This is a genomic window from Gordonia sp. (in: high G+C Gram-positive bacteria) (assembly GCF_020438995.1).
GTDB lineage: Bacteria > Actinomycetota > Actinomycetes > Mycobacteriales > Mycobacteriaceae > Gordonia.
The window spans coordinates 1-11194 of sequence record NZ_JAGQTN010000294.1; the positions used below are offsets into that span (position 1 = coordinate 1).

The window sequence follows — 11194 nt, forward strand, 5'->3', positions numbered from 1 at the left end:
GGGCGATCACCTTCCCGGCGGCATCGACAATCACCCACGGCCGGTCATGCCACAACGACTCACACGCACGCTCCAACGCAGCACGGTGGGAAAGGTATTCGGGGTCGAGCACCCCGGACTCGTCGATCAGCGTCACCAACGGATCAGTCATTTCTTGCACCCGCACTTGCGGCACCGACGACGCCCACTCGGATCGACATAGGTGTTCGCCGCGTCATACACATGCCCCTTCGAACACTTTGTCTTCACCCGGCTGGGCGAGGTCGGATCACTGGCGCTCTCCGGCACCTGCCCGGCCACCACATTCGTCAGCAACCACGCCCGAGTGATCTTCGGCGCCGACTCCACCCACGCCCGGCACGCCCCCAACTCGGGGCACCGCCGACACAACCCGACGGCCGCCGCATGCCGATAAGCGAGATCCGCTGCCCGCTCACGCGGCCGGGCACCGTCGAACAACGATCCCCGGCCCCGGCACAACGCCCCCGGCAACTCCGGCACCTCGCCGAGCGCCCGCACGAGCGAGGCCTGCCCGCCCTTCACAGCACGCCCCGCAGCAGATCGACGACGCTCATGACCACTCCTCGCGGGCGATGCGATCAGCGACGCTGTCGCAGTCATCGACGAGGGTGCGCACGATCGCATCGACATCACCAGGCGCGATCGCGGTGACCTCGGTATCGATCTGGTTGCACTGCAAAGCCCCCTGACGGACCTGGTCGATGCTGATCGACACCGCCCGGCGGCCGGCGTCGCGGCCGATCAACCACGACGCATCCGCCTTCTCCGCCTGCGCGATGAGCCCGATCAACGTGCGACCCAACCGCTCAGCGACGACGCTCTGCTGATCGGCGGTGAGAGCGAGGAATGCGGTGCTCATGACCGGCCCCCGCCCTCGATGAGCCGGAACCCGCACACGATGCTGCGCGGGGGAACCTCGATCCGAGCGGGCCACGCCGTGCGCACCGGCACCTGCACCGGCCGATACTGATGCGGAGTCGCCCGGCCGGCGGCATGCGCACCGCCGGCCCACACGATCCCGGCACCGACGAGTACCACAAGCGTGGCGGCGGCGATCAACAGCCGCACCACGACCACCGGCCTCACCGCCGGTCCTCGCGACCGCCGAGCACATCGAGCGGGGTCGACGGGCGAGCCGGAGGCAGATCACGGAACCGGCCGCGGCGGATCACGTAATACGGGATCTCGTCGTCGGGGCCCACCCGGTCCGGGTCGACCACACCCGTGCACGCGCACAGAATGAGACCGAACACCCCGGCCACGATCAACACGCCGATCGCGACGAGAATGAGAACGTCCAACAGGGTGATCATCACGCAGACTTCCTTCTCTGGAGAACCTGATTCGAATTGAGAGGCTGAAGCTTCTGGGGCAGAGGCCGTTTCATCCGGTGATAGATGGCACGAACGGCGGCGACATCGTCGGGCAGGCCCGGGATTCGAGTGGCCGCGGCGGCCGCCCACACCCCACCGGCGAGCAGATGCTCAAACTCGTTGAGCCGCTCGGCGATCGGCGGCAAACCATCCCAGTCGTCGACGCTCATGACCGACCATCCTCGGCGAAATTGATGTCCAAGCCGGTGTGCTCAGGGCCCTTGGCGAGGATCGCGTCCCCCGGCCGCGCAACCACATCCACCACCTCGAACACCTGGATCGGAGCACCACACCCACACCGGCCACGCTGACCGACATACCGCAACGACGCCGGCACCACCTCACCCGAAGCACGCCGCACCGCAACACCCTCCGGCCACACCAGACCGGGAGGCTCCACCACCGGCCGCCGATCCCGCCACCACCGCAGCAGCATCCGGATCGCGGGCCACACAACGAACTTCCACACGAGCACCGCGACAACCATCCCCGCAACGAAACTGACGACCTCGCTCACGCCGGCCTCCGATCCGGCGACGTGCGATGGGCGCGCATGAACGCATCCGCATCCACCCGAGCGATCCGATACGTGCCCCGCGGCACCGTCACCTGCGTGGCACGCAACACGCGCGCCGCACACCACCTCGACACGGTCTGCGGATGCGGCCCGGTACCGGTGCCCTCGCCCTCCCAACCCATGTAGCGGGCGCACTCACGCACACTCATCCACTGCGCGTCGGCCATCACAACACCTCCCGCCACGCCGCACCGGCGTCGAGAAGGAACTCGCTGGCCGCCGAACGAGGCTCGCTCCCCGGCAACACGTCGCCCGGCACCGGCCACGACGACGCGATCGACCCACCACACGCGGCGGCGAGCGCGAGCATCGCATGCACCTGCGCCTGCGCGACAAACATCTTCGCCATCTCCGGATCACCGATACCGCCGGAACGGCGCACCAGATCCTCGGCCTCGCGGTAGTGCCGCGGCCCGTTCACGCGACCACCATCAACTCGTCGACGCCGAACCAGAGGTCTTCGTCGAACCCGAACTTGGCACTGCCGACCCGGTACCGCACCTGCGCCATCAGCGTGGGGGAGTCGGCCTGGTACTCCAGGATCTCGTCGACGACGCGCCCCGTCGACGTACGCAGCCGTATCGGCGGCCTTCGATTGCTATCGTCACTCATTGGAACTGTTGACCTTTCAGTTTCACGGGCCGTCCGGTGTGCCAGCACCGGGCGGCCATCTCATTTCCGGGATTCGAGCCCGAGACCTACTTGATTCCGGCGATCACGCCAGTGCCGGGCCAACACCCGGCCGGAGACCCACCTCGCGCCTTCACGATGTCCAGGCACTTGGACACCAGGACGTTCGGGTCATTGCTCACCGACGCCGACAGCACACGGTTCGCTTCGGCTTCCTTCTCCGCGGTCAGCTTGCGCTGCTCAGCGATACGCGTGTTCGCGACCTCGGAATTGAACGCATTCACCTTGTTCTGGGTGTCCTCGTCGAACCGGATCAGCGGCAACAACACGCGCACCACCTCGATCTGCCCACCGATCCGGTCCCGCAGCACCTCGGACACCCGACGAGCCAGGTCGTCGTTCTGCGACGCATTCAGCCCATCGCGCAAACCAGCCAGCGGGTTGTACTCGGCGAGCACATCATTCAGAGCGGACTGGAACTGCTTGAGCACCAGATGATCCCGGGTCTTCTCGAACGACCGATAGTCCAGATACAGCTTGGTCGCCGCGGCCTGACGAATCCGCCACTGCACCGAGTTCTCCACCACAGCCATCGAGTTGTTCCCCAACCGCACCCGAGCACCCGACGAATCCTTCACGGTGATCGAATCGGTCTGAATCGCACCATCCATCTCACGCACCCGCGCCAGCGGCGACTTCCAGTGAAACCCATTCGACAACGCCCCAGTCGGCTTACCGAACTGAGTCGTCACACCCACATTCCGAGGCGACACAATCGTCGACGACGCCCACCCCAACACCACCAACGGAACCAGCCACACCGACACCAACGCAGCACATTTCACACGCCACGGACTTGCAACGGCAGGTGAGGCGGCGAACACCACCAACGACACCAACACAGCGAGCACCGTCAACACGATGAACGCGATAAACACACCAGGCACAACCACTGTCCTTTCCTCAGTCAATTTCTTCGGGCCGCCGAGAATCGACGGGCCCGAACACGATCGATGTTTTCGGCGGCAACACCGCCACATGGACCTGATCACCAGGCACCACAGACACATCCGCGATCTCGAACTGCTGCATGCCGTCGGCATCTGTTCCGGTGAACCGCAACTGCGCCGGAATCCGCTGACCCGAGGCCTTGACCACGGCCACGCCTTCCGGCCACCGAACCTTCACCTCGGCGATCACCGCGACACCTCGCGGCGAGTCAGGTCGCCGGGGAGACACGCGTCATCCCCGACGACCGACGTCTCTTCTTCGGCCGGCACCCCACCGAGCGCGCCGATTAACTGCCGGCGCTGGTCGTCGTCGAGGACGAACGGCGCCCACACACCGGCGGTGTTGATGACGGTGAGCTGGGTGGCTTGCTCGCGGCGCACGACGACGAGCTCGGCGCCATCGGTGCGATGGCAATGCGACACCAACTCCAGATCCCCAGCCAAGCGCTCGTCGACCTCGTCCCGCGGCATCACGACCGACTCCCTTGCGACGGGAGGACGTAGCAACCGACCGCCGTCGGCCGCTCGTCCCACACCATCCGCAGATCGCCGCGCCACACCTCACACTTGAGCGGCACACCCACCCGGCGAGACGCCAACCGCATGTAACCGGTGAAAGATGTTGTGTACGTGCGACACTGCCAACCGGTACCGCCGAGAGGTCCGTCGATCCGGGACGCACCACCGGTCGGCGAGCCGAAGTTCTGCGACACGACCTCGCCACCAGGGGCACAAGCGATCTGCCGATACACCGCAGCCGCATCCGAGGCCGGCGCAGGCACGACCAGCACCCCGGCGGCCACCAACAGGGCAGCGGCACCAACTGCCGCCCGCCCCCGACGGTCCGACAGCCCCGCATCAGCAGACGGGGACTGTCGGACCCGGCCCTTACGCTGCAACCACCGACGCGACAAGGAGTGGATCGCGTCGGCCACATAACGGGCGCCAACCCGTGCAACGTAAGGAGTCTCTTCATGAACGATGCCGTCGACCCGACCCGACAGATCTCGGCCGTCGTCTACACCGGTGTCCGATACCCGATCACCCACGACGTCGCCGAGTCCATCCTCGCCGTCATGGACGGGCTGCACCTGCCCACGTCGACGAAGCTGTTCGAGGTACCGACCACTGATGGACGCCAGGTCATCCTGAACCTGAGTCACAGCTTCCCGATTGCTTTTGAGATTGACCACCAACAGAATTCGGGCGACCAGTAGCTGCGACTCGATCAACAGATCAAGCTGATCGGATCGGGTCAGGTCGCTGGTCATATGGAACTCGGTCATCACGCACCCACCTTCGGCACAACCCCACCGAGCGCGACGATCAGCTCGGCCACCTGATCGGCCGTCAACACGATCTGCGCGGACACCGACCCACGCCCCGGCGACGAATGCACCTCGATGAACGTCCGGTCAACGCGAAGCACCTCCAGACGCGCACCCGCGGTCGGAGGCACGGTGCCGACGAGATCGATGGCCGTCACGACGACACCGCCTTCGCGCCGCGCGGACGGCCCGACAGCCCCGACGTGTCTTCGCAGTCACGATGCCCGTCGTTGGAGTAGTGGATGAGGGCTCCCGAGCATCCCCGAGGACACCCCGCGGCCATGAGGCCATGGCCGGACTGCGAACACACCTCAGCGACATCGTCGCGGTAATGGATCGGGAGTGCATCCGGCCTGAAGTAATCGGTATGGTTGGTCACGAAACCTTGCTCCTTACTTGGTTTCTGGCCCACCCGACGCGCACCGTCGAGGCGGGCAACTTCGTATTCGGCGACCTCGTCGCCATGACGGCCCGACAGCCCCGCAGGAGAAGGCGGGGACTGTCGGACCCGGCCCCTACGCTGTGACTGCCGGCGAGGAAGGGAGACACCCCGCCGACCACATGACGGGTATCCAGCCCGCACAACGTAGGGAGTTCTTGGATGGACGCTGCGCTCGCCATCGCACTGACCGCGCTGGTAGTCGCCTCAGCGACACTCTTCATCGCCTGGCAGCAGTTGCGCACAGCCCGCGAATCACGAGGCCGGTCACTGGATGTCGGATGCTGGCCACGCGGGCAGCACTTCGCCGATGGCGAGGTCACCCGCAGATTCGGGTACTCGGTCAGCGTGTCCGGGCCAGGGCAATTCGCCGACGTCACCGGACACATTGCCGACAACACCGGCAAGGTCCGGGAACGACTGTGGGAAAAGCTCCCTCGCCTGGACAACACCGACGAACCGCTAAGCGGTGAAGTCCGGTACACCGACGACGAAGCCCGCGACTTGTACTTCCTGGCCACCTGGATACTCCCGGAAGGCAACTCGGTGAGGTCCGGCGCCATCAGAATCCGCCTTCTTCCCGAGAAATGCGGATGCTGGTGTAGCCGTTTGCGGGGCCGAACCGCGGGCGGGGAGTACTTCCGGTGGCACCGTTGGACGGGGCGTTTTCGGAACTGGACGTACCAGTGCTGGCTGCGGTGGGGTCCAGACCGGACTCCCGAGAACGGTCTTGCCCTGCGCTGGTTCGCCCAGGGGAAGTGGAAGCCTCAGCGTCGCGATACGGCGAACGAGGTGACGATGCAGGGTTTCCCGCGGCGATAATCGTCTTGAATGCCACCAACGCGATCACCAACGCAATGACGCCGACTACGAGTTCGATACTCACGCCGGTCACCCTGCGATCTCTTCGACGGCGAGGGAGGTGGTGATGGCAGCGAGAGGGACGCCTAACGTGTCAGCGATGCGGCGGGCCATGGTGGGAGTGCACCGCTTCCGGCCAGCCTCGATATTCGACATGTGAGGGTGCGTGGTGCCCACGGCGACAGCGAACTTTCCGAGGGCCCAGCCGTCCTTCTCGCGAAGCGCTCGGATCGTCGCTCCAACCCGCACCGGATCGTCGTGCCGATTTGGTTCCGAAGTCATGCCTAGAGAGTAGGAAACGATTCGGAACATGCCAACCTAGAAACCGGAAACGGTGCCTATTTCATGCATAGTGCCTGGTAGGTCGGTCTTCCAGCGATGTGATTACGCGTTTGTGTTCCCGGGAATTAGGCCCAAAACCGGAACGCGGCGAGATGGATGTTTCTCCTCGTTTCAGGCAAGGTAACGGCATGAAATCGGAAGGTTTGGTGCGTCTTGGGCGTGCCGTGGTTGCTCAGCGGAAGCGCCTCGGATGGGCGACACGCGAGGCATTCGAAGACAACATCGACCTGACGTACCGGGTTCTTACCGACCTTGAGAACGGCAATCGCAAGCTCGGTGCCAAGGCGTATGGCCAGGTCGAACGTGCACTCCGGTGGGAGCCCGGGAGTATCGACGACATCCTCGCCGGCGGCGAACCGACCGTCAGCGCGGCCCGCCACCCACAGCTCGGCGGTATGACGATCGAGGAAGCGACCAATGCCGCTCGTGCTGCTGCTGTCGGTGCGGAAGTGATGGCCTCGCTCAGTCCGCAGCAACGTCAGCAGGTCGCGACCGAGGCCGAGACATGGAGCCTCGGGCGCGACAAGGAACCGCTCACCGGGCCGATCGTGTTCCTGGGCAGCGGCATGATGCAGTTCGACCCGATCATTGAGCTGGCAGTGCGCCTCGACCGTGTGCGTTCGGACATGCCCACGGGGTTGCCGCTTGAGGCCGCCGACAATATCGATGTCGCATCAGACCTCGCCGACCGAGCTGCTGCCGCCATGATCGGTAGCCGAACCTTGATCATGCAGATGAAACGCAAGTATCACGAGGTTCTCCAGGAACGCGATGCTGTTCGTGTCAAGGAGCTTCGGCGACAGCTTGTCGCCACTCGCACCGACCAAGGCCAACAACAGTCCCAGGACGGCCAGCAGCAGGAAAAAGTCACCGGCGAGGACGACGAGCAGGGGAGCGAGAACGAGTGACCATCCTGACTGTCGATGACGACGGATATCTGCCGGCCACCCCGCTACCGACCGTCGTGCAACTCGCAGATGTCTACGACTCGTTCGTCGACGGCGCCCCGAACAGACAGGCCCGCGACCGCATCTACCGAGCGCTGGCCATGCACCTGGACATGCTCACCGCGGAGTTCGGTCCGGCAAGGACCTGGATCGGGGGCGACTTCATCAGCAGATCGATGACCCCACCCGAACACGTCGAGGTCGTCTACATCTGCCGCACAGTCGCCGACTTCCTCCGCAACCTCAAGAAGGCCCGATTCGACCGCGTCCTGTCCTTGCGGTCAGTGATCGTCGGCCACCCGCGGCTGATCGGGGTCGAAGACCTCCACCCTGTCAGTGGTCTGGTCCATACTGACCAGATTCGGCCCGAGAAGCTCCCCTTCGAATACGAGAGGCTCGGTCACATACCCAACCTGGGCCGCGCAGTCGGATTCGTGGAGGTGCACCTATGAGCGTCGACCCTGACCGCTACCACCACCTGGCCCAGCTCCGCGACGAACTACTCACGAACCCCATCGATGACCCCGACCTCACGCCCGAGGACCGCGAACTCATCCAGGCATACGAACGATCCACGATCGTGGCCGGCTGGAAACAGATGACCGGCGAAGACCTCGGGTTCGCTGACACCCTGAGTGTCCACCTTCGCGGCAACATCAACGGCATCGACAGCTACACCTCCGGCACATTGCAACGCGCCGTCCACCAGGCCGCCGCCGGCATTGCCAAGTGGCAACGCAAACCAGCACGGGTGCTCTCGGATATCACCTCCGTCGACCGCGCCATGGCACCTCTACCACAGCCGACAGTGGTCGGGAACATGATCGTATTCCGGGTCCCGGCGGAACCGTCAATGCTCCCCGGATTCCAGGTGAGCACTGCCGCCGCACCGGCATTGCGTGAACTCGTCGACACACTGCCACGCGAAGCCACCGACCACGACTCACTCCAAGGCATCTTCGGTGCGCACCCACTGATCCGCCAGGCAGTACAAGCCATCAGCAAGGCTGCAGCAGTCGTGCCCGACGGCATAGCGCTGGAACTATCAGTCCCCGGTGAGGGCAACAACGTCCGGCGATCCGTGCTGACAAAGGCGACGGCCACCGAAATTGACGACTACCTCGCCACTCCCGAGATGTCGGCGAGAACCGAGACCGTGCACGGCTACCTCGACGGCTTCCGCGCGACGCGACGCGTCTTCTACCTCATCATCAACAAGGGCCAACCCGACGAACGAGAAATCGCCGGCGCCGTTTCCGGCGACCTGATCAACGAGGTACGAGACCTGACAGGCCACAACGTGACCGCTCGCGTCGTTGTCACAGTCCGCAAGCGTCGGAACGAGAAGAGGACGCGACCCTCATACGAGCTCAACTCGGTCGTTGCATCGAGCGCCAGAGGGGATCAGCCAACGCTGACCGACTAATCCGGGCTCGCGTGTACGAGATGAATCCGGTCGATGCACTCGTGCAGACCGAGTACGTCACCGCCGACGAGGCCTCATCCGCCGGCGTCCCGCACCTGCTGGAGAGTGCGACGAACCGGCAGATCCTCGACGAGATCATGCGCCGATCCGATCCCGAGGCGACCAAGCTGTTCCGGCCCGCCGGAGGCATCAGTCCGCAATGGGGCCAGTCTCAGGCGCAGTCCTCGGACGAGGGGTAGTTCTTGTCCGCCTGTGCATCACCCGGTTGCATACTGTCAATCAGATTGATAGAATGGAGTCAGAAAGGAGGTGCGCATGGACCCACCGAGTTGGACCGAGATCATCGGACTGCTCACCATCTCACTGGGATGGGCAGAGTTCTTCCGAAGAATCTCGGAGGACCGCAAGCGCCGGAAGCGGAAACGCAAGAAGCGCAAGTAGTCCGACAAGGGAGGACCCCGGTAGCTGATACCAACCGGGGGCCTCCCGCCCAGACTAGACCCCAACTCGGAAGGTCCACCGTCATGACCAGATCTGACATCACCAGCGTGACCGTGTTCGCCCTCGGCGCCGCGGCGCTGGCGCTCACCGATCAGCCGCCGCTCGCATGGGCGCTGCTGGGCGCCGCGGCGCTCGGCACGGCGATCGTGGCAGCCAGGGCTCATCGTGGCGCCTAGCCGCTACCTATCGGCGTCGGAGGTCGCCGAGCGGCTCGGAATCGACCGCTCGGCGATCAGCCGCTACAAGATGCCCGAACCCGACGCCCTGATCGGCAAGACCCGCGGCTGGCTCCCCGAGACCATCGACGAGTGGAACGCCAACCGGCCCGGCCCGGGCAACCGGTCCAACCACCCACGCACCACGAAAGGTGCACCATGACCAGGAACGACCTCATCGGCGTGATCGGCGCCGTGCTCGTACTCATCGCCGCCGTGCTGGCCGCCACCAACGGCGACCACATCATGGCCGCCCTATTCGCCGTCATCGGCGTCGTGCTGGCCGCGGTCTCGGTGGTCACGATCCGCCGGCACCGGGAGGACGACGAGCAGGCGAGCGAGGACGAGCAGGCGAGCGAGGACGAGTAGGCGAGCGAGGACGAGTAACCGGATCGAGGAACTCGAGCAGGTTGCTTGCATAAAAGCTTGCTCAAGGTCCGTTCGCACCTCGCATTGCCGATGGTAGTTCGTTCGGGTGACAAGGTTGTCACAGGTGAGAGAATCGGTGAACCAGTGAGAGGGAGGAAGATCGATGTCTGAAACACACACCACGTTCGTCGACGCCTGCCTCGCCGGCCGAGCCGACCGCGAGGACATCGATGACTGGGTCGACCGCTGGCACGACGGAGAAGGCCCTGACCTCTCGCTGTACGAGTTCCTCGGATTCACACCACACGAAACTCGCCTGTGGCTGAAGGACTCACGCACTCTGGGCGCGATCATCTCCGGCAGGCGGAGCCTGCACCTGGTCTACACCGACTACGGCCCCGACTACGCCATGTCCCTCAGGTCGCCTCAGATCCCCGGCCTCGTAGGCGGCCGCCGGACCGCGACCGAACTCCTGCGTGACACCGACGCGATCCTCGGATTCGCCGGAGCCACCCGCCGCATGCACGACCCGGGTGTGCACGTGCACGAGCAACACGCCATGACCGACCCCAACGGCAACGAGTACCTCATCCGGTGGGCGGTGTTCCGCGACGACAGCGACAGCCGCGAAGCGACTGCATCGCGAGTAGCGGGATCGGTCGCGGACGGCTACCCCGAAGACATCCGCCTACGGCAACCCCAGCTCATCACCGGCGAACGACTCCTGATCGCCGTGGAACCATCCGACACGGTGGAATGGATCGCTGACCAATTTGGCCCGGGTGGCTGCGCGGTGCTGTGCCACGCCGAAGGCGACATGGTGTGGTCGATACCGTTAGCCGACGGCGCACTCGTCGGAGGCAACACACTCGACCGCCTCGGACTCAGCCGCGGATCGACGTTCACACAGATGAAGGATGCGGTCCTGTCCGCCGAAGTCGCCGACCTTCATGACATCGAGCAGCGAGCTGGAACCGAACTCCGATTCGAGCGGGGGATGGCCCGCGCCTGACCTGGCCGAGCCGCAGTGAGGTAGACACCGACGAGGACCCCCGGCGAATAAGGCGCTGGGGGTCCTCGCTTGACGTCCGGCCTACACCGGTCAGGTGACCGGTTCAGTCGGCGACCGCCAGTATTCCACCGATCAGTCCGACC

Annotated in this window: 26 protein-coding genes; 12 read left to right on the forward strand and 14 right to left on the reverse strand. The window is 64.9% G+C overall.

Going from position 1 to position 11194, the window contains the following annotated elements:
• Window positions 1–202 precede the first annotated feature (202 nt).
• Window positions 203–415 carry a hypothetical protein gene (locus KDB67_RS20825; RefSeq protein ID WP_291020192.1) on the forward strand — a complete coding sequence of 71 codons (213 nt, stop codon included), beginning with the start codon at window positions 203–205 and terminating at the stop codon, window positions 413–415.
• A 156-nt stretch (window positions 416–571) separates the two neighbouring features.
• Here the strand turns inward: KDB67_RS20825 and KDB67_RS20830 are convergent, their stop codons facing one another.
• The 11 genes from KDB67_RS20830 to KDB67_RS20880 form a co-directional block, all read right to left on the reverse strand.
• A complete protein-coding gene (locus KDB67_RS20830; RefSeq protein ID WP_291020195.1) occupies window positions 572–880 on the reverse strand; it encodes a hypothetical protein in 309 nt (102 codons plus the stop codon).
• On the reverse strand, window positions 877–1107 hold the full coding sequence (locus KDB67_RS20835; RefSeq protein WP_291020198.1) for a hypothetical protein: 231 nt from the start codon (window positions 1105–1107) through the stop codon (window positions 877–879). The genes KDB67_RS20830 and KDB67_RS20835 overlap by 4 nt, the downstream gene beginning before the upstream one ends.
• On the reverse strand, window positions 1104–1334 hold the full coding sequence (locus tag KDB67_RS20840; protein ID WP_291020201.1) for a hypothetical protein: 231 nt from the start codon (window positions 1332–1334) through the stop codon (window positions 1104–1106). Before KDB67_RS20840 ends, KDB67_RS20835 begins: the two co-directional genes overlap by 4 nt.
• On the reverse strand, window positions 1334–1564 hold the full coding sequence (locus KDB67_RS20845; protein ID WP_291020204.1) for a hypothetical protein: 231 nt from the start codon (window positions 1562–1564) through the stop codon (window positions 1334–1336). The genes KDB67_RS20840 and KDB67_RS20845 overlap by 1 nt, the downstream gene beginning before the upstream one ends.
• Window positions 1561–1911, reverse strand: coding sequence for a hypothetical protein (locus KDB67_RS20850; protein WP_291020206.1), 351 nt, complete (start codon window positions 1909–1911; stop codon window positions 1561–1563). Before KDB67_RS20850 ends, KDB67_RS20845 begins: the two co-directional genes overlap by 4 nt.
• The gene (locus KDB67_RS20855; RefSeq protein WP_291020209.1) at window positions 1908–2138 is read right to left on the reverse strand and encodes a hypothetical protein; all 231 of its coding nucleotides are present in this window, start codon (window positions 2136–2138) and stop codon (window positions 1908–1910) included. Before KDB67_RS20855 ends, KDB67_RS20850 begins: the two co-directional genes overlap by 4 nt.
• Window positions 2138–2392: a hypothetical protein gene (locus tag KDB67_RS20860; protein ID WP_291020212.1), complete on the reverse strand. Its 255-nt coding sequence runs from the start codon at window positions 2390–2392 to the stop codon at window positions 2138–2140. Before KDB67_RS20860 ends, KDB67_RS20855 begins: the two co-directional genes overlap by 1 nt.
• The gene (locus KDB67_RS20865; RefSeq protein WP_291020215.1) at window positions 2389–2583 is read right to left on the reverse strand and encodes a hypothetical protein; all 195 of its coding nucleotides are present in this window, start codon (window positions 2581–2583) and stop codon (window positions 2389–2391) included. Before KDB67_RS20865 ends, KDB67_RS20860 begins: the two co-directional genes overlap by 4 nt.
• 86 nt (window positions 2584–2669) lie before the next feature.
• Window positions 2670–3548 (reverse strand): SPFH domain-containing protein, encoded by an 879-nt coding sequence (locus tag KDB67_RS20870; RefSeq protein WP_291020218.1) that lies wholly within the window; start codon window positions 3546–3548, stop codon window positions 2670–2672.
• Between the two features lie 16 nt (window positions 3549–3564).
• Window positions 3565–3801 (reverse strand): hypothetical protein, encoded by a 237-nt coding sequence (locus KDB67_RS20875; protein ID WP_291020221.1) that lies wholly within the window; start codon window positions 3799–3801, stop codon window positions 3565–3567.
• Window positions 3798–4082: a hypothetical protein gene (locus tag KDB67_RS20880; RefSeq protein ID WP_291020222.1), complete on the reverse strand. Its 285-nt coding sequence runs from the start codon at window positions 4080–4082 to the stop codon at window positions 3798–3800. Before KDB67_RS20880 ends, KDB67_RS20875 begins: the two co-directional genes overlap by 4 nt.
• A 503-nt stretch (window positions 4083–4585) precedes the next feature.
• Here KDB67_RS20880 and KDB67_RS20885 point away from each other — a divergent pair.
• Window positions 4586–4828, forward strand: coding sequence for a hypothetical protein (locus KDB67_RS20885; RefSeq protein WP_291020224.1), 243 nt, complete (start codon window positions 4586–4588; stop codon window positions 4826–4828).
• Between the two features lie 68 nt (window positions 4829–4896).
• Here KDB67_RS20885 and KDB67_RS20890 read toward each other — a convergent pair whose 3' ends face one another.
• Window positions 4897–5097 (reverse strand): hypothetical protein, encoded by a 201-nt coding sequence (locus tag KDB67_RS20890; RefSeq protein ID WP_291020226.1) that lies wholly within the window; start codon window positions 5095–5097, stop codon window positions 4897–4899.
• Window positions 5094–5318, reverse strand: coding sequence for a hypothetical protein (locus tag KDB67_RS20895; RefSeq protein ID WP_291020228.1), 225 nt, complete (start codon window positions 5316–5318; stop codon window positions 5094–5096). Before KDB67_RS20895 ends, KDB67_RS20890 begins: the two co-directional genes overlap by 4 nt.
• Before the next feature lie 222 nt (window positions 5319–5540).
• On the opposite strand from KDB67_RS20895, the gene KDB67_RS20900 reads away from it, so the two are divergent.
• Window positions 5541–6200 (forward strand): hypothetical protein, encoded by a 660-nt coding sequence (locus KDB67_RS20900; RefSeq protein WP_291020231.1) that lies wholly within the window; start codon window positions 5541–5543, stop codon window positions 6198–6200.
• A gap of 69 nt (window positions 6201–6269) precedes the next feature.
• Here the strand turns inward: KDB67_RS20900 and KDB67_RS20905 are convergent, their stop codons facing one another.
• Window positions 6270–6551: a helix-turn-helix transcriptional regulator gene (locus tag KDB67_RS20905; RefSeq protein WP_333716401.1), complete on the reverse strand. Its 282-nt coding sequence runs from the start codon at window positions 6549–6551 to the stop codon at window positions 6270–6272.
• 122 nt (window positions 6552–6673) lie between these two features.
• Between KDB67_RS20905 and KDB67_RS20910 the strand changes: the two genes are divergently transcribed.
• The 9 genes from KDB67_RS20910 to KDB67_RS20950 all read left to right on the forward strand — a co-directional run bounded on the left by KDB67_RS20910 (window position 6674) and on the right by KDB67_RS20950 (window position 11051).
• Window positions 6674–7489 carry a hypothetical protein gene (locus KDB67_RS20910; protein ID WP_291020236.1) on the forward strand — a complete coding sequence of 272 codons (816 nt, stop codon included), beginning with the start codon at window positions 6674–6676 and terminating at the stop codon, window positions 7487–7489.
• Complete coding sequence (locus KDB67_RS20915; protein ID WP_291020239.1) at window positions 7486–7980, forward strand: hypothetical protein; 495 nt, start codon at window positions 7486–7488, stop codon at window positions 7978–7980. The genes KDB67_RS20910 and KDB67_RS20915 overlap by 4 nt, the downstream gene beginning before the upstream one ends.
• Window positions 7977–8954, forward strand: coding sequence for a hypothetical protein (locus KDB67_RS20920; RefSeq protein WP_291020242.1), 978 nt, complete (start codon window positions 7977–7979; stop codon window positions 8952–8954). The genes KDB67_RS20915 and KDB67_RS20920 overlap by 4 nt, the downstream gene beginning before the upstream one ends.
• A gap of 20 nt (window positions 8955–8974) precedes the next feature.
• Window positions 8975–9193, forward strand: a complete 219-nt coding sequence (locus KDB67_RS20925; RefSeq protein ID WP_291020244.1) for a hypothetical protein — start codon at window positions 8975–8977, stop codon at window positions 9191–9193.
• A 76-nt stretch (window positions 9194–9269) separates the two neighbouring features.
• Complete coding sequence (locus KDB67_RS20930; protein ID WP_291020246.1) at window positions 9270–9395, forward strand: hypothetical protein; 126 nt, start codon at window positions 9270–9272, stop codon at window positions 9393–9395.
• 83 nt (window positions 9396–9478) lie between these two features.
• Window positions 9479–9631 carry a hypothetical protein gene (locus KDB67_RS20935; protein ID WP_291020249.1) on the forward strand — a complete coding sequence of 51 codons (153 nt, stop codon included), beginning with the start codon at window positions 9479–9481 and terminating at the stop codon, window positions 9629–9631.
• Window positions 9621–9833 carry an XRE family transcriptional regulator gene (locus KDB67_RS20940; RefSeq protein WP_324383781.1) on the forward strand — a complete coding sequence of 71 codons (213 nt, stop codon included), beginning with the start codon at window positions 9621–9623 and terminating at the stop codon, window positions 9831–9833. The genes KDB67_RS20935 and KDB67_RS20940 overlap by 11 nt, the downstream gene beginning before the upstream one ends.
• Window positions 9830–10039, forward strand: coding sequence for a hypothetical protein (locus KDB67_RS20945; protein WP_291020253.1), 210 nt, complete (start codon window positions 9830–9832; stop codon window positions 10037–10039). The genes KDB67_RS20940 and KDB67_RS20945 overlap by 4 nt, the downstream gene beginning before the upstream one ends.
• Window positions 10040–10202: 163 nt before the next feature.
• Window positions 10203–11051, forward strand: coding sequence for a hypothetical protein (locus KDB67_RS20950; protein ID WP_291020256.1), 849 nt, complete (start codon window positions 10203–10205; stop codon window positions 11049–11051).
• Window positions 11052–11194: the final 143 nt, after the last annotated feature.